The sequence below is a fragment of the Phreatobacter sp. genome (assembly GCF_016793595.1).
Taxonomy (GTDB): domain Bacteria; phylum Pseudomonadota; class Alphaproteobacteria; order Rhizobiales; family Phreatobacteraceae; genus Phreatobacter.
This window is the reverse complement of record NZ_JAEULY010000004.1, coordinates 36790-51556: the sequence shown is the minus strand read 5'-3', so window position 1 is coordinate 51556 and position 14767 is coordinate 36790. Positions and strand designations below refer to the sequence as shown.

The window sequence follows — 14767 nt, the reverse complement described above, 5'->3', positions numbered from 1 at the left end:
CTTCGAGGCTCGTTCGCTTCGCTTTCTCGCACCTCGGGATGAGGAGGTGGAGAATTGCTCGGCGGCCGAGTGATGCTTAGCTGTTCCCCCTTCTGGCCCTGGTGCAGAGCACCAACCTCCTCATCCCGAGGTGCGAGCGAAGCGAGCCTCGAAAGGCGCGCTGCTCTGATACAGTCATCGAGCTTCTGGATACCCGCTCGCCTACTTCTCCAGGAAGTCGAAGTCGCAGCCCTTGTCCGCCTGCGTGACGTGGTCGAGGTAGAGCTTTCGATAGCCGCGCTGGCGCTTGCGCATGTGGGCGGGCTTCTTCCACGCCTTGCGGCGGGCCGCGAGCTCCTCGTCCGATACGAGCAGGTCGACGCGCCGGTTGGGAACGTCCAGCGTGATCCGGTCGCCGGAGCGCACCAGCGCCAGCGGCGAGCCCTCCGCCGCCTCGGGCGTCACGTGCAGGACGATGGTGCCGTAGGCGGTGCCGGACATGCGCGCATCGGAAATGCGGATCATGTCGGTGACGCCCTGCGTCGCCAGCTTCTTCGGGATCGGCAGGAGGCCCGCCTCGGGCATGCCCGGATGGCCCTTCGGCCCGGCATTGCGCATCACCAGGATGTCGTCGGCGGTGACGTCGAGGTTCGGATCGTCGATCCGGTTGGTCATGTCCTCGACATCCTCGAAGACCACGGCGCGGCCGGTATGGACCATCAGCTTCGGCGTCGCGGCCGCCGCCTTGATCACCGCACCGCCGGGGGCGAGCGAGCCGCGCAGAACAGCATGGGCGCCGGTCTTCTTCAAGGGCTGGGCGAGGGGGCGGATGATCGTCTGGTTCGGCACCTCCTCGGCGCGCTCGGCCCAGTCGCCGATGCGCTCGCCGGTGACGGTCGGGGCGTCGAGGTCGAGATGGCCGCGCAGTTCCTTCAGCAGTTTCGGCACGCCACCCGACCAGTGGAAATGCTCCATGTAGTTGGAGCCGGCGGGCTTGAGGTCGAGGAGGACCGGCACGTCGCGGCCGATCCGGTCGAGTTCCTCAAGGTCCCACTTGAGGCCAAGACGGCCAGCCAGCGCCGCCATGTGGACGACGGCATTGGTGGATCCGCCGATGGCCTGCAGCACCACCATGGCGTTGCGCAGGGAGCCTTGGGTGATCACGTCGGTCGGCTTGAGGCCGGACTTCGCCAGCTTCACGGCCTCGCGGCCGGAGGCCTCCGCCGCGCGGACGCGGTCGGCATGGGTGGCGGGAATGGTGCCCGTATGCGGCAGGGCCATGCCCAGCGCCTCGGTGAGGCAGCCCATGGTCGAGGCCGTGCCCATGACCATGCAGGTGCCGACGGTGGGCGCGAGGCGACCGGAGACGGCCTCGATCTCGGCCTCGTCGATCTTGCCGGCGCGGTGCATGGCCCAGAGCCGGCGGCAATCGGTGCAGGCGCCGAGGATCTCGCCCTTGTAGTGGCCGACCAGCATCGGGCCGGTGATGAGCTGGATCGCCGGCACGTTGGCGGAAGCCGCGCCCATCAGCTGCGCCGGCACGGTCTTGTCGCAGCCGCCGATCATGACAACCGCGTCCATCGGCTGGGCGCGGATCATCTCCTCGGTGTCGATGGCCATCAGATTCCTGAGGAACATCGATGTCGGGTTGGAGAAGCTCTCGTGGATCGACACGGTCGGGAAGGCGAAGGGCAGGCCGCCCGACAGCATGACGCCGCGCTTCACCGCCTCGACCAGCGTGCGGACATTGCCGTGGCAGGGATTGTAGTCGGAATAGGTGTCGGTGATGGCGACGATCGGCCGGTCCAGTGCATCGTCCGAGAAGCCCGCCGCCTTGATGAAAGCCTTGCGCAGGAACAGCGAGAAGCCGGGATCGCCATAGGCGGTCAGCCCCTTGCGCATGCCGGTCGGACCCTTTGGCTTCTTGGCCATGATGCGTTTCCCCAATTCTGGAATCGCACCAAAGCATGGCGGATCGGGAATCGCGAGGTGGGTGCGGGAAGAGCAGGGCTGTGCGCGGTGCTCGACCGCTACGAGGGCATCGACGAGGGCTGGTATGTGAAGCGCACGGTGCGCGTGCGGCTGGCAGCCCGCTCGGTGTCATGCCTCGTCTATGACGGCGGCAGCGTTCTGGAGGGCGCCCGGCCGCGCCGGCGCTACTTTAGCGAGGCGATGCGCGGCTCCGCGCTCGCATGGAACCTGCCGAACCGCTATATCGCCGGTCTCGACCGCTTCAGGCGGCAGGGTTTTCGCGGCTGACGCGGCATCGAGAATAGTCCGAGGCGTTTTCCCCATGAGCATTCTTGGTCACCTTCTCTCGCGCTTCATCCGCAACGGCCGGCTGACCGTGCTGCACCACGACGGGGCAAAGGAGAGCTTCGGCTCGGGCGAGAACGGCCCGGACGTGACCGTGAAGCTGCATGACGCCAAGGTGCAGCGCGACCTGTTCTTCAATCCGGAACTCGCTTCGGCCGAGGCCTATATGGACGGCCGCCTGACCATCGAGGGCGGCAAGGTCCTCGACCTCCTGATGCTGTTCTCGGTGAACCGCACCGGGCTCGGCTCGCACCCCGTCCAGCAGGCGCTGCGCAAGGTCTGGCGGGCGCTGAAGTCGCGGCACCAGTCGAACAAGGTCGGGCAGGCGGCGGCCAATGTCTCCAGCCACTACGACCACCCCCGGGCCTTCTACGAACTCTGGCTCGACGAGACGATGAGCTATTCCTGCGCCTACTTCGAGCGGCCGGACATGGCGCTGAAGGACGCGCAGGTCGCCAAGATGCGGCACATCGCGGCGAAGCTTGGCATCGAGCCCGGCATGACGGTGGCCGAGATCGGCTCCGGCTGGGGCGGGCTTGCGACCTATCTCGCCGCCGTCTGCGGCGCGAAGGTCACCGCCATCAACGTCTCGCCGGACCAGCTCGCGGCCTCCAAGGACCGGGTCTGCAAGGCCGGCGTCGCCGACCGCGTCACCTTCTTCGAGAAGGATTATCGCGAGCTGACCGGCGCCTTCGACCGCGTGGTGTCGGTCGGCATGATGGAACATGTCGGCGTCAATCACTTCGACGACTATTTCGCCACCGTGAAGCGGCTCTGCGGGCGGGACGGCTATGCCATGATCCACGCCATCGGCCGCATGTCGCCGCCCGGCACGACCGCGCCCTTCATCCGCAAATACATCTTTCCCGGCGGTTATGTGCCAGCGCTGTCGGAGGTCTTCGCTTCCACCGAGCGCTGCGGCCTGTGGGTGGACGACTGCGAGGTGCTGCGCCTGCACTACTACTGGACCATCAAGGCCTGGCGCGAGAATTTCGAGGCCGTGCGTGGTGAGGTCGTGGCGATGCAGGGCGAGCGCTTCGCCCGCATGTGGGAGTTCTATCTCGCCGCCGTCGAGCTCGGCTTCCTGCACGGCTCCAACATGGTCTACCAGCTCCTCCTCTCCGAAAAGCGCGACGCCGTGCCGGTGACGCGCGACTTCATCACGGCGCGCGAGGCCGATCTGAAGGGACGGGAGGGCGTGCTGCCGTGGGCGACGTGAGCGAGCATCTCACCATCGCCGGCATCGTGCAGGGCGTCGGCTACCGCCAGTGGTTCCGCCGCGAGGCGGAGAGGCGCGGCGTCGCGGGCTGGGTGCGCAACTGCACCGACGAGACCGTGGAGGCGGTGATGTCCGGGCCGCGCGCGGCAGTGGACGACCTCGTGCGCGAGGCGATGAACGGGCCGCTAGGCGCGAAGGTCGATCGGATCGACCGGCGTGAGGCTGCGGAGGCCGAGACGAAGGCCGTGCGCGCCGGGGAAATGGTGATATTGCCGACGGTGTGAGTGTTGGAGCACCGCCGTCGCCGGACCTCAACGAGCGACCATCCATGGATTGATGACCGCCAAGCCGGCGGCATCGAAGGCGGTCGTGTCGCGTGTCGCGACGGCAAAGCCGCGGGAGGCAGCGATCGCCGCGATATAGCCGTCGGGCGTAGGAAAGCCCTGGCCAGCATTGCGGGCTTTGACCGCGAGATCGGCATAGTGACGAGCCGCTGACAGGTCGAATGAGAGGATCCGACCATCGAAGAGGTCGAGCAGACCGTCGAGTGCCGCAGTCAGGTTGTCCCTGCGGCGGCCGGTGGCAAGCGCGCCGATACCGAACAGCAGTTCCGCGATCGTCACGCTCGACAGGTAGAGTGTCTCCGCCGCCTGCTCATCGAGCCATGCCTGGACGCGAGGGTTCGGTTCCGGCTTCATCGCCTCGGAAACGACATTGGTGTCGAGGACGATCATCCGAAGCTCAGGGGGGCGGCAGGCTTACGGTCGTGCACCTCGTCGAGGCCTTCGAAATCGGCATTGGTCAGCCCGGCCTTGTGGCTGAGCCGGGAGAGCGCCGTGCCCAGGCGGACCCGCTGCGCGGGCCGAACGGCGCTTTCCAGAATGGTGCGCATTTCCGCTTCCGTGCTGCGGCCGTGGCGGGCGGCACGGACCTTGAGCGCGCGATGCGCCTCTTCGGATAGATTGCGAATGGTCACGGCGGGCACCAGAGGCGAATCCCGTAAAGTGATAGCAGTGCTATCAACGTAGCAATTATGCTATCAATCCGCAACCTTTGACGAACGTTGGTTACCCGGTGCGGCCCCACACCGTCGCCTCCGTCCAGCCGAGTTCCCGGAACTCCTCCGCCCGTAGTGGCGCTTCGCCGATGGAGAAGAACTCGTCGAGCTGCGGCGGCTTGACCGGCGTTCCCGCCAGCATGGCGTGGGCCTGCCCGCGGTGGTGGACCTGATGCTGGAAGAGGTGCAGCAGCAGCCGGTCGCGACGCTCCAGCTGCACACGCTTGATCCGGTTCACATGGGCGTTCGCGCTGAGAGCCTCGTCCGTCAGCGCCTCGCAGACCGCGAGGAGGCGGCGGTCCACGGCGGCCTGTTCGCGCTTGAGGTCAGCGACGAGGGGATGAGGGATTTCGACCGCCCACGCCCTGGGCCCAAGGTCGCCGCCCTCCAGCGCATCGACATAGAACCAGTCGATGGTCAGGTTGTGGTTGAGGGTCGCGGCAATGCTGGGGAAGAAGCTCGTGCGGGTCGCCGCAAACTCATCCGGCGTCAACTTCTCGCAGGCCGTCAGCAGGCGGTGGTTCGCCCAGGCATTGTTGTAGGCCATGGCGCGATAGGTCTGGACCCTCGATGCCGGCATGGCGCTTCCTCGCGTTTGCTAGACTGTCGGCCCGAAACGATCCTCGAAGGCCGTCCGCAGGATGGCATCAGCCTCTGGCATGGTGACGGGTATGCCGAGATCGACGAGGCTGGTGACCCCGTAGCGCGGATCGGCGATGCCGCAGGGCACGATGCCGTCGAAATGGGTCAGGTCCGGCTCGACGTTGAGCGAGATGCCGTGAAGCGTCACCCAGCGCTTCACGCGGATGCCGATGGCAGCGATCTTGTCCTCGTGGGCCTCGCCCTTGTCGGGGCGCTTCACCCAGACGCCGACGCGGTCCTCGCGCCGTTCGCCCCTTATGTTGAAGCCGGCGAGCGTCGCGATGATCCAGTCCTCCAGCGCCGCCACGAAAACGCGCAGGTCGCGCTTGCGCCGGTTCAGGTCGAGCATGACATAGGCGACCCGCTGTCCCGGTCCGTGATAGGTCATCTGCCCGCCGCGCCCGGCCTCGAAGACGGGGAAGCGTGCATCGACCACGCCGCCGTCGCGGGCGGAGGTGCCGGCCGTGTAGAGCGGCGGATGTTCCAGCAGCCAGACGCATTCGGCTGCCGTGCCCTTGGAGATCGCCGCGACGCGCGCCTCCATGGCGGCGAGCGCCTCGTCATAGGCGACGGGTGCGTTGCTGATCAGCCACTCGACCGGCGGCGCGTCGGCGGGCGCCAGCATCGAGACTGCCAAATCGGCACGGTTGTTTACCACTCGTTCACCATGTTTGGTCAGGGTGGTCGGCACTTGGAAAAGTGCATCGGCAATGGGTGACATGGCGCAGCTCGAAACAGTCTCGCTCGATATTTCGGTGGTCCTCGGCACAACCACAATGCCGATCCACCAGATGTTGCGCATGGCCCGCGGCGCGGTGATCGAACTCGATGCCACGGAGGACGACGAGGTGCAAATCCTCGCCAATGACATGCCGATCGCGCGCGGGCAGGTGGTCATCAACGGCAACCGCATCGGCGTGCAGATCACCGAGATGCTGCCAAGGCCCATCGAACTGCGGTAAATAGTTGACGCCGTCAACCAATGGCGTGATCCTCCCATCGGGAGTGAAGCCATGCCGTTGCCCGCCGATGATCCAGATATCGCCGCCATGCGCGGCTTCAACCGCTTCTACACGCGCGCCATCGGCCTGCTCGGCCGCTATCTCGACGCGCCCTGGTCGCTGACGGAATCGCGCGTCTTCTACGAGCTCTTCGCCCGCGAGGGGCTGACGGCGGCCGAGCTCTGCGACGAGCTCGGTCTGGATGCCGGCTATGTCTCGCGCATCCTCAAGAAATTCGAGGCGGCCGGCTGGCTGGCGCGCACGCCGTCGGTCGATGACGCCCGCCGGTCCATCCTGAGGCTGACGCAAGCGGGGCGCGCGGCTTTCGCGCCCTACGACCGGGCGTCGCGGGACGAGATGGGCGCGGTGCTTGAACGGCTCGGAGAGGCCGATCGCGGCCGGTTGGTCGGCGCGATGGGACTGATCGAGCGGCTGATGACCGAGGGCGGCGAGGACGTGATCGTTCGCCGCCACAGGCCCGGCGACATGGGCGCGATCATCGCGGGGCAGGCGCGGGTCTATGCCGGGGAATTCGGCTGGGACGACACGTTCGAGGCGCTGGTCGCCGAGATCGGGGCGGAATTTCTCAAAGATCACGATCCCCAGCGGGAGCGCGCTTTCATCGCCGAGCGCGGCGGGCAGGTGGTCGGCTCGGTCTTCTGCATCGATGCGGGGGAGGGCGTCGCCAAGCTCAGGATGCTCTACGTCGATGAGGCCGCGCGCGGCCTTGGTCTCGGCCGGCGGCTGGTCGCCGACTGCATCGCCTTCGCGAGGCAGGCCGGCTATCGGCGCATGGTGCTCTGGACCAACGATATCCTCGCCAGCGCCCGGCGCATCTATCAGGCGGAGGGCTTCGTGCTGACGGCGGAGGACAAGCACCATTCCTTCGGCGTGGATCTCGTCGGGCAGACCTGGGAACTGGATCTTCTGAAAAGCTAAACCGGATCGCATTGTGCTGGCGCCAGCGGCGGTCGCTGCCTGCTACTCGGCGCCAAAATCTCCATAGCCGAGCCGATCCAGCGCGCCCTGCAGGATGTAGGCGGCCGCCATCTTGTCGACCAGCTCGGCGCGTCGGGCGCGTGAGGCATCGGCCTCCAGCAGGGTGCGGGTGACGGCCGCGGTCGACAGCCGTTCGTCCCAGAACACGATGGGCAGACCGGTCTTCGGCACGAGATTGCGCACGAAGGCACGGGTCGACTGGGCGCGTGGCCCCTCGGTGCCGTCGAGATTCTTCGGCAGGCCGATGACGAGCGCGCCGGCGCCGTGCTGCCCGGCCAGTGCCAGCATGGCCTCGACGTCCGGCGTGAACTTCACCCGCCTGATCGTCTCGAGCGGCGTGGCGATGGTCCACATCACGTCCGACAAGGCGAGGCCGATGGTCTTGGTGCCGAGATCGATACCGATCAGGCGCTGGCCGGTCGCCACCGCGCCGCGCAGATCGGCCAGGTCGATGACTGCCATGAGCGGAAAAGTCCCTGCGTCACATTGAGGGTATCACCCCGGAGCCTATACTCGGGTTCGGTCACGCCCACATCCCCACATGCAGGAGAAGTCGCCATGAAGCTCACCTGGTTCGGCCATTCGGCCTTCCGGCTCGATTTTGCCAAGTCCGTCGTGGTGATCGATCCCTTCCTGACCGGCAATCCCTCGTTCAAGGGCGAGCGGACGGCGGCCATCGCCGACGCGACGCATATCCTCCTGACCCACGGCCATTCCGACCATGTCGGCGACACGCTGGCGATCGCGGCGGAGACCGGCGCCAAGGTCGTGACCAATTTCGACCTGTGCATGGCGCTGGCGCACAAGGGCCTGAAGGCTTTCGACCCGATGAATACCGGCGGCACGACGGATCAGGGCGACTTCACGGTGTCGCTGACCAACGCGCTGCATTCCTCCGCCGATTTCCACGACGGCGTCAGCGACGCGCTCGGCAATCCCAACGGCCTCGTCATCAAGGTGAAAGGTGGCCCGAACATCTACGCCATGGGCGACACCGACATGATGGCCGACATGGCGCTGATCGCGGAGTGGCACAAGCCGTCCATCGGCCTCGTGCCGATCGGCGACCGCTTCACCATGGGCGGGGATGCCGCGGCCTTCGCCTGCCGCAAGTTCTTTCAGTTCGAGACGGCGATCCCCTGCCACTACGGCACGTTCCCGATCATCGACCAGACCGCCGACAAGTTCGTCGGCGCCATGGGCGGCGGCAAGACCAGGGTGGCGGTGCCGAAGCCGGGCGAAAGCGTCGCGCTCTGAGGCCGCAAGCGACAGCGCCCGCCGGAAAGGCGGGCGCTGAGGGGCTGGGCGAAATGGCGTCTCGCGTCAGCGGAAGCCGCGGATCATCTGCATGAAGCGCGCCTGTTCCGAGGCATCGTTCTTGAACAGGCCGGTGAAGCCAGTGGTGATGGTGGAGACGCCCTGCTTCTGAACGCCGCGCATCGACATGCACATATGCTCGGCCTCGACCAGCACGGCGAGGCCGCGCGGCTGAAGGTTCTCCTCCACCGCATTGACGATCTCGGCCGTCATGTTCTCCTGCGTCTGCAGGCGGCGGGCATAGATGTCGACGACCTTGGCGAGCTTGGAGAGGCCGACCACGCCCTCGCGCGGGTAATAGGCGATATGGGCGCGGCCCATGATCGGCACGATGTGATGCTCGCAATGCGAGAAGAACGGGATGTCCCGCACCAGGACCACGTCGCCATAGCCGCCGACTTCCTCGAAGACGGTGCCGAGTTCCTTGGCGGCCGACTGGCCATAGCCGCGGAACAGATCCTCCCACGCCTTCACCATGCGGCGCGGCGTGTCGAGAAGACCTTCGCGATCGGGATTGTCGCCGACCCATTCGATCAGGGTGCGGACTGCCGCCTCGGCTTCCTCGCGGCTGGGGCGGCGATGACGCAGAGCCTCCGCGCCCTTCGGGAGGGGAAGGGTCTTAACGACGGCATCCATGGCACTGATACTCCGATGAGGGACGTTTCCGGATACGAAGGCCAGAACGTTTCGGACGCGCAAAAGGCACCTTGAGGGGGTGCGACAAATTGCCCTCGTCCGGAGCTGTCCAATCGGCCTCCGATCGCTGACCTGCCCGGACTGCCGCCGGGCTTTAATGCCTGCCTGCGAGGCATATATGATGCTGGCATGTGAACGCGTCATGAACGGCTGTTCATCTTGGGCGCGGAGACCTCGGCCTTGATCGACGACATCTACAACCGGCGCATCCTTGAACTGGCGGCGGACATTCCGCGGCTCGGCCGGCTGGCCAAGCCGGATGCGAGCGCCACGGCCCATTCCAAGCTCTGCGGGTCGACCGTGACGGTCGATCTCGCGATGAAGGGCGATGCGGTGACCGACTTCGCCCATGACGTGAAGGCCTGCGCGCTGGGGCAGGCCTCCTCCTCGATCATGGCGCGCCATGTGGTGGGGGCGACCGCCGGCGAATTGCGCGCCCTGCGCGACACCGTGCGCCGGATGCTCAAGGAGAACGGCCCGCCGCCGGATGGCCGCTGGGCCGATATCGCCGTGCTGGAACCGGTGCGCGACTACAAGGCCCGCCACGCCTCGACGCTGCTGACCTTCGACGCCGTGGTCGACGCCATCGGACGGATCGAGGCCGCCCGCACGGCCGCCGCGGCGGAATGAGCCGCGCGGACGATCTCGACAGCCTGTTCGCCGACCGCCGCCCGTCGCGCTGGCCGCGCCTTGCCGGTCACGGCCTGATCCGGGCCTATCAGCTCTCGATCTCCATGCTCGTCGGCCGCTGGTGTCGGCATCTGCCGACATGCTCGGCCTATATGGACGAGGCGGTGATGCGCCATGGTCTCTGGGCCGGCGGCTGGATGGGACTGGCGCGCCTGTGCCGCTGCCACCCCTACGGCACCTCGGGCATCGACAATCCGCCATCGGGCTTGCCTCCGGGCGCAGGCTGGCTCCGCCCCTGGCGCTACGGCAACTGGCGCTGGCGGCGGGGCGGCCCGGTCTGCGAGGCCGTGACTGCTCCTAGTTCGACGGATCGCGGGTGATCAGGCCGTAGGTCTCCAGGAGGCCGCGCGCCGGATAGAAGGGCTCGTAGCGCTCGCCGTCGAGATAAAGCGCGAGCGCGGGGTCGATGCCCATTTCAGACAGATAGGCGCGGACCCTCTCCAGCGTTGCGGTGATGAGGCGCGCGCGCAGCGCTTCCGGCAGTTCGCCGCCGGCCGGGTGACGGAAATCGACCGGGCTGATCGAGATGACCGCGCCGGGAGCGGCGCTGCGCCCGCGCCCGGCCGCGAGCAGGTAGAAGCAGGCCCCGAAACACTCGCCGTCGAGCGCCAGTGCCGGCGTCTCTCCGGAGCGGTCGGTGCGCGCGACAATGGTGTCGAGGCCGGCCCGCCGGACGATCCGCCCCAGCGCCAGCGTGACGTCGAGGATGCCGCCCGGCGAATGGATCACGAGCGGCGGGCGGGCGCCCCTGAGCTGCCGCGCGAACTCGTCGAAGGCGACGACCGATCCGGGCAGGATCACGCCCTCCGCGACGATCCACTGCGCGCAGCCGGGGCCGCAGGAATCCGGCGCGCCGGTCACCAGCGCGAAGGTCATCGGCGTCATCGCCTGCGCGGCGGCGGGCGGTGTGGACTGGGCCTGCGCCGCGCCGGCCGGGCAGGCGAGCAGGCCGAACAGGAGAACCAGGGTCCGCATCGGCCGAACCTAACGCAGCGACCGTCGCACCGCATCCGCCTTCGCCAGTGCATTGCTCCTGATGCCGCCCTCGGCTATTTCCTGCCGTGTTTCCCGACCGGATGCTGGCTCGTGTCGGCAACTCCCGGGGAACGCGCATCCAAGCCCGAACCCACCCCTTACCTGCTTTGTCGGCAGGAGTGAGCGGAGAGAAAAATGCCTGTCCTGACCTTCCCTGATGGCGCCCAGCGTTCCTACGATTCCGGTGTGACCGGGCTCGACGTTGCCAAGGCCATCGCCCCCTCCCTTGCCAAGAAGTCCATCGCCGTGAAGCTCGACGGCGTCGTTGCGGACCTTTCCGATCCGATCGCGGCCGACGCGCGCATCGAATTCGTCACCCGCGAAAGCCCCGAGGCGCTGGAACTGATCCGCCACGACGCGGCCCATGTCATGGCCGAGGCCGTGCAGAAGCTCTGGCCGGGCACGCAGGTCACCATCGGTCCGGTGATCGAGAACGGCTTCTATTACGACTTTTTCCGCAACGAGCCGTTCACGCCCGAGGACTTCGCGGCGATCGAGGCCGAGATGCGCCGGATCATCGCGGCCAACAAGCCCTTCACCAAGCGCGTCGTCTCGCGCGACGAGGCGGCGCACATCTTCCGCGACAAGGGCGAGAATTTCAAAGTCGAGCTGGTCGAGGCGATCCCCGCCGGTCAGGACATCAAGCTCTACGACCAGGGCGGCTGGTTCGACCTCTGCCGTGGCCCGCACATGGCCTCGACCGGCCAGATCGGCAATTCCTTCAAGCTGATGAAGGTGGCCGGTGCCTACTGGCGCGGCGATTCCAGCAAGCCGATGCTGACCCGCATCTACGCCACCGCCTTCCGGACCGACGAGGAGCTGAAAGCCTATCTCCACATGCTGGAGGAGGCTGAGAAGCGCGACCATCGCCGGCTCGGCCGCGAGATGGACCTGTTCCATTTCCAGGAGGAGGGGCCGGGCGTCGTGTTCTGGCACCCCAAGGGCTGGTCGATGTTCCAGACCCTCGTCGCCTATATGCGCCGCCGCCTCGCCGAGCACGGCTATGACGAGGTCAACGCCCCGCAGCTTCTGGACAAGTCGCTGTGGGAGACGTCCGGTCACTGGGGTTGGTACAAGGAGAACATGTTCGCGGCGATCTCGGCCGGCGACGAGGCCGAGGACAAGCGCTGGTTCGCCATCAAGCCGATGAACTGCCCGGGGCACGTGCAGATCTTCAAGCACGGCCTGAAGAGCTATCGCGACCTGCCGATGAAGCTCGCCGAATTCGGCGTCGTCCATCGCTACGAGCCCTCGGGCGCGCTTCACGGGCTGATGCGCGTGCGCGGCTTCACCCAGGACGACGCCCATGTCTTCTGCACCGACGAGCAGCTTGAGGCGGAGTGCATCCGCATCAACGACCTGATCCTGACCACCTATGCCGATTTCGGCTTCGACGAGATCGTGGTGAAGCTCTCGACCCGGCCGGAAAAGCGCGTCGGCGCGGATGCGCTATGGGACCGCGCCGAAGCCGTCATGGAGAAGGTGCTGAAGACCATCGCCGATCAGTCCGGCGGACGGATCAAGACCGCCATCAATCCGGGCGAGGGCGCGTTCTACGGGCCGAAATTCGAGTACGTGCTGCGCGACGCCATCGGCCGCGACTGGCAGTGCGGCACCACGCAGGTCGACTTCAACCTGCCGGAGCGATTCGGCGCCTTCTACATCGACGCCAGCGGCGAGAAGACCCCGCCGGTCATGGTCCACCGCGCCATCTGCGGTTCGATGGAGCGCTTCATAGGCATTCTGATCGAGAATTATGCCGGCAATTTCCCGTTCTGGTTCGCGCCGAAACAGGTCATGGTCTGCCCGATCACCTCGGAGGCCGACGATTATGCGCTGGAAGTGCTCGCTGCCTGCAAGAAGGCCGGGCTGAAGGCCGACGCCGACATCAGGAACGAGAAGATCTCCTACAAGGTGCGCGAGCACTCGCTGCAGAAGATCCCGGTCATCCTCGCGGTCGGCAAGAAGGAGGCCGCCGAACGCACCGTCTCGGTGCGTCGCCTCGGCAGCCAGGCGCAGGAGGTGATCGGCCTCGACGACCTCGTGGCGAAGCTCGCCGACGAGGCGACGCCGCCCGATGTCCGGCGGAAGCTGGCGGCGGGCTGACCGGCGCCATTCGGGATGGACGAGAAGCAATGGGACCGGCGAATGGCCGGTCCCCGCCTGCCATGCGCGATCCGGTCGCGCGGAACGGCGCGGCGGCCGCGGCCGCTGCCCGTCATCATCTGAAAGGCTGAAGACGGCGAGGGCCACCCGCTTGCAGCTTTCACGGGCGACGATCCGCCCGGGAGGTTCGGCATGCAATGGACCGCGGCCCTTATCCTGGCCGGGATGCTCGGCCTGGCCTCGGCGGCGGAGGCCCAGACGCCCCAGGCGATCGTCGAGGGCATCTATGCTGGCGGCCTGACCCGCAGTTCCCTGGACCGGATGCGCGCGCCGGCCAACCGCGCCCGTCATTTCCAGCCACCGCTGGTGCGCCTGCTCGCGGCGAACGACCGTGAGGAATGCATCGACTTCGCGCTCACCAGCGACGGCAACAACTACGACGAGGCGGAGATCGCCCGGACGATCCGCATGGAGGCGCGGACCGAAGGCGATCGCGCCAGCGTCGATGTCCGCTTCATGAGCCTGGGGAAACCGAACCACTACCGCTATGAGTTCGAGCGCGCGGGCGATCGCTGGAAGATCGCCGACATCGCCTCGCTCGGCGAGGGCAACTGGCGGCTGTCGCAGACCGCTTGCGGCAGGGCAGGCCGCCCCGCTGCGGCCGGGCGGGTCGTGAGCAGCGCGGCTGCGGCCAGCCCTGCTGGGGCCTATTGCTACCGGAACCGCCACGCTCTCCTGCGGCTGGATGTCGGCGCGAACGGCAGCGCCCGCTTTCGCATGGAGACCGTGGGGGGAGGCGGGCATTCCTGCCATCTCGAAGGCAGCACGACGCCGACCGCCGGCGGCTGGCGCTACGAACGACGCGACGGGACCGGACATTGCCGGCTCGACATCACCCGTGCGGCGTCGGGGGCCATCAACGTCCGCGACCTCGATCACGTCTGCCGCCGGAGCGATTGCGGCATGCGGGCGTCGTTCGAGGCCTCGAACCTGAGCTTGCAGAGCAACCCCGCGCGCTGCGCCAGCTGAAGGCGCAGGGAAGATCGTCGGCAGCCGAGCCGGCCCCGTCGGCACGTGCTGATGATCCTGTGCGGTACAGTCCGGATATTGACCGCTCGCCGCACAACCGGAAGTGTTGATTGTCGAAAACGGCAATTGCGACCATTTCCGAGGCGCACATGCGAGCAGCGAACCGGGCGGTTCTTTTCCTTGCGGCCGCGTTGGCCGCGTTGGCCACGTCGTCTCACCCGGCGTCGGCGCAAGGCGCGTCCTACTGCCTGCCATTGTCGCAGATCGCCATCGGTCGATACGTCAGCCTACGCGCCGGCCCGCTGGAGCTCACTGCTTTGCCGGGCGGCATGGTGCAGCAATTCGCGGTGGGCAAGGCGAGCGACCACGTTGGCGGCACAGACCCCAGCCCCATTCTCGTTCTCGACACCGGGCCGCTATCGATCAGGATTCTCGACGGCTCGCGTTTCGAGCGGCTTCTGCTGCGATACACCACCAACCCGGCAAACGTTCGCGTCGACCTGATGCGAAACGGTCAAAGGGTGAGGTCGGAGCGCTTGCCGCCAACGCCCGACGGGCGGTTTTCGAGCGTCGTCGTCGATGTCACTGCGCAGCAGATTGACGAGGTGAGGCTCTCGGGGATGGTGATGTTCTATTCCGTTGTCTGCGCCAAATAGGCGGCAGGACCAGCGGTCCGCGACT

Annotated in this window: 19 protein-coding genes; 11 read left to right on the top strand and 8 right to left on the bottom strand. The window is 67.0% G+C overall.

Annotated elements, in window-relative coordinates; all coding sequences use genetic code 11:
• Window positions 1–201 precede the first annotated feature (201 nt).
• Window positions 202–1911, bottom strand: a complete 1710-nt coding sequence (locus JNK84_RS04280; RefSeq protein WP_293420917.1) for an IlvD/Edd family dehydratase — start codon at window positions 1909–1911, stop codon at window positions 202–204.
• A 57-nt stretch (window positions 1912–1968) separates the two neighbouring features.
• On the opposite strand from JNK84_RS04280, the gene JNK84_RS04275 reads away from it, so the two are divergent.
• The 3 genes from JNK84_RS04275 to JNK84_RS04265 are packed head-to-tail and all read left to right on the top strand — an operon-like array spanning window position 1969 to window position 3798.
• A complete protein-coding gene (locus tag JNK84_RS04275) occupies window positions 1969–2238 on the top strand; it encodes a gamma-glutamylcyclotransferase (RefSeq protein ID WP_293420915.1) in 270 nt (89 codons plus the stop codon).
• A gap of 34 nt (window positions 2239–2272) precedes the next feature.
• The gene (locus tag JNK84_RS04270) at window positions 2273–3514 is read left to right on the top strand and encodes an SAM-dependent methyltransferase (RefSeq protein WP_293420913.1); all 1242 of its coding nucleotides are present in this window, start codon (window positions 2273–2275) and stop codon (window positions 3512–3514) included.
• A complete protein-coding gene (locus JNK84_RS04265) occupies window positions 3502–3798 on the top strand; it encodes an acylphosphatase (protein WP_293420911.1) in 297 nt (98 codons plus the stop codon). Before JNK84_RS04270 ends, JNK84_RS04265 begins: the two co-directional genes overlap by 13 nt.
• A 27-nt stretch (window positions 3799–3825) precedes the next feature.
• On the opposite strand, the gene JNK84_RS04260 is transcribed toward JNK84_RS04265, so the two are convergent.
• From JNK84_RS04260 to lipB, 4 genes are all read right to left on the bottom strand, one after another.
• Window positions 3826–4248 (bottom strand): type II toxin-antitoxin system VapC family toxin, encoded by a 423-nt coding sequence (locus tag JNK84_RS04260; protein WP_293420909.1) that lies wholly within the window; start codon window positions 4246–4248, stop codon window positions 3826–3828.
• Complete coding sequence (locus JNK84_RS04255) at window positions 4245–4499, bottom strand: FitA-like ribbon-helix-helix domain-containing protein (protein ID WP_293420907.1); 255 nt, start codon at window positions 4497–4499, stop codon at window positions 4245–4247. Before JNK84_RS04255 ends, JNK84_RS04260 begins: the two co-directional genes overlap by 4 nt.
• 82 nt (window positions 4500–4581) lie before the next feature.
• Complete coding sequence (locus JNK84_RS04250; protein WP_293420905.1) at window positions 4582–5151, bottom strand: DinB family protein; 570 nt, start codon at window positions 5149–5151, stop codon at window positions 4582–4584.
• Window positions 5152–5169: 18 nt separating this feature from the next.
• A complete protein-coding gene (gene lipB / locus JNK84_RS04245) occupies window positions 5170–5838 on the bottom strand; it encodes a lipoyl(octanoyl) transferase LipB (RefSeq protein ID WP_293420903.1) in 669 nt (222 codons plus the stop codon).
• A 94-nt stretch (window positions 5839–5932) separates the two neighbouring features.
• On the opposite strand from lipB, the gene JNK84_RS04240 reads away from it, so the two are divergent.
• Both JNK84_RS04240 and JNK84_RS04235 read left to right on the top strand, forming a co-directional pair.
• Window positions 5933–6175: a FliM/FliN family flagellar motor switch protein gene (locus JNK84_RS04240; protein WP_293420901.1), complete on the top strand. Its 243-nt coding sequence runs from the start codon at window positions 5933–5935 to the stop codon at window positions 6173–6175.
• Between the two features lie 51 nt (window positions 6176–6226).
• On the top strand, window positions 6227–7153 hold the full coding sequence (locus JNK84_RS04235; protein ID WP_293420899.1) for a bifunctional helix-turn-helix transcriptional regulator/GNAT family N-acetyltransferase: 927 nt from the start codon (window positions 6227–6229) through the stop codon (window positions 7151–7153).
• Window positions 7154–7195: 42 nt separating this feature from the next.
• Here the strand turns inward: JNK84_RS04235 and ruvX are convergent, their stop codons facing one another.
• On the bottom strand, window positions 7196–7675 hold the full coding sequence (gene ruvX / locus JNK84_RS04230; RefSeq protein WP_293420897.1) for a Holliday junction resolvase RuvX: 480 nt from the start codon (window positions 7673–7675) through the stop codon (window positions 7196–7198).
• Window positions 7676–7771: 96 nt separating this feature from the next.
• Here ruvX and JNK84_RS04225 point away from each other — a divergent pair, with 96 nt between their 5' ends.
• The gene (locus JNK84_RS04225) at window positions 7772–8470 is read left to right on the top strand and encodes a metal-dependent hydrolase (protein ID WP_293420895.1); all 699 of its coding nucleotides are present in this window, start codon (window positions 7772–7774) and stop codon (window positions 8468–8470) included.
• A 66-nt stretch (window positions 8471–8536) separates the two neighbouring features.
• Here the strand turns inward: JNK84_RS04225 and folE are convergent, their stop codons facing one another.
• On the bottom strand, window positions 8537–9166 hold the full coding sequence (gene folE / locus JNK84_RS04220) for a GTP cyclohydrolase I FolE (RefSeq protein ID WP_293420893.1): 630 nt from the start codon (window positions 9164–9166) through the stop codon (window positions 8537–8539).
• Between the two features lie 240 nt (window positions 9167–9406).
• Between folE and JNK84_RS04215 the strand changes: the two genes are divergently transcribed.
• Window positions 9407–9856 (top strand): iron-sulfur cluster assembly scaffold protein, encoded by a 450-nt coding sequence (locus tag JNK84_RS04215; protein WP_293420891.1) that lies wholly within the window; start codon window positions 9407–9409, stop codon window positions 9854–9856.
• Entirely contained in the window at window positions 9853–10236 is a 384-nt protein-coding gene (gene yidD / locus JNK84_RS04210) for a membrane protein insertion efficiency factor YidD (RefSeq protein WP_293420889.1), read from the top strand. Before JNK84_RS04215 ends, yidD begins: the two co-directional genes overlap by 4 nt.
• On the opposite strand, the gene JNK84_RS04205 is transcribed toward yidD, so the two are convergent.
• On the bottom strand, window positions 10214–10891 hold the full coding sequence (locus tag JNK84_RS04205; protein ID WP_293420887.1) for a hypothetical protein: 678 nt from the start codon (window positions 10889–10891) through the stop codon (window positions 10214–10216). The two genes, yidD and JNK84_RS04205, sit on opposite strands and share 23 nt — an antisense overlap.
• A gap of 195 nt (window positions 10892–11086) precedes the next feature.
• On the opposite strand from JNK84_RS04205, the gene thrS reads away from it, so the two are divergent.
• From thrS to JNK84_RS04190, 3 genes are all read left to right on the top strand, one after another.
• Entirely contained in the window at window positions 11087–13057 is a 1971-nt protein-coding gene (gene thrS / locus JNK84_RS04200) for a threonine--tRNA ligase (protein WP_293420885.1), read from the top strand.
• A 192-nt stretch (window positions 13058–13249) separates the two neighbouring features.
• Entirely contained in the window at window positions 13250–14086 is an 837-nt protein-coding gene (locus tag JNK84_RS04195) for a hypothetical protein (protein WP_293420883.1), read from the top strand.
• A gap of 110 nt (window positions 14087–14196) precedes the next feature.
• Window positions 14197–14742, top strand: coding sequence for a hypothetical protein (locus JNK84_RS04190; protein ID WP_293420881.1), 546 nt, complete (start codon window positions 14197–14199; stop codon window positions 14740–14742).
• Window positions 14743–14767 lie beyond the last annotated feature (25 nt).

Coding starts and splice junctions, on each gene's coding strand:
- JNK84_RS04280 (WP_293420917.1), bottom strand. CDS start 1,911: ATGGCCAAGAAGCCAAAGGGTCCGACCGGCATGCGCAAGGGGCTGACC.
- JNK84_RS04270 (WP_293420913.1), top strand. CDS start 2,273: ATGAGCATTCTTGGTCACCTTCTCTCGCGCTTCATCCGCAACGGCCGG.
- JNK84_RS04260 (WP_293420909.1), bottom strand. CDS start 4,248: ATGATCGTCCTCGACACCAATGTCGTTTCCGAGGCGATGAAGCCGGAA.
- JNK84_RS04250 (WP_293420905.1), bottom strand. CDS start 5,151: ATGCCGGCATCGAGGGTCCAGACCTATCGCGCCATGGCCTACAACAAT.
- lipB (WP_293420903.1), bottom strand. CDS start 5,838: ATGCTGGCGCCCGCCGACGCGCCGCCGGTCGAGTGGCTGATCAGCAAC.
- JNK84_RS04240 (WP_293420901.1), top strand. CDS start 5,933: ATGGCGCAGCTCGAAACAGTCTCGCTCGATATTTCGGTGGTCCTCGGC.
- JNK84_RS04235 (WP_293420899.1), top strand. CDS start 6,227: ATGCCGTTGCCCGCCGATGATCCAGATATCGCCGCCATGCGCGGCTTC.
- ruvX (WP_293420897.1), bottom strand. CDS start 7,675: ATGGCAGTCATCGACCTGGCCGATCTGCGCGGCGCGGTGGCGACCGGC.
- JNK84_RS04225 (WP_293420895.1), top strand. CDS start 7,772: ATGAAGCTCACCTGGTTCGGCCATTCGGCCTTCCGGCTCGATTTTGCC.
- folE (WP_293420893.1), bottom strand. CDS start 9,166: ATGGATGCCGTCGTTAAGACCCTTCCCCTCCCGAAGGGCGCGGAGGCT.
- yidD (WP_293420889.1), top strand. CDS start 9,853: ATGAGCCGCGCGGACGATCTCGACAGCCTGTTCGCCGACCGCCGCCCG.
- JNK84_RS04205 (WP_293420887.1), bottom strand. CDS start 10,891: ATGCGGACCCTGGTTCTCCTGTTCGGCCTGCTCGCCTGCCCGGCCGGC.
- thrS (WP_293420885.1), top strand. CDS start 11,087: ATGCCTGTCCTGACCTTCCCTGATGGCGCCCAGCGTTCCTACGATTCC.
- JNK84_RS04195 (WP_293420883.1), top strand. CDS start 13,250: ATGCAATGGACCGCGGCCCTTATCCTGGCCGGGATGCTCGGCCTGGCC.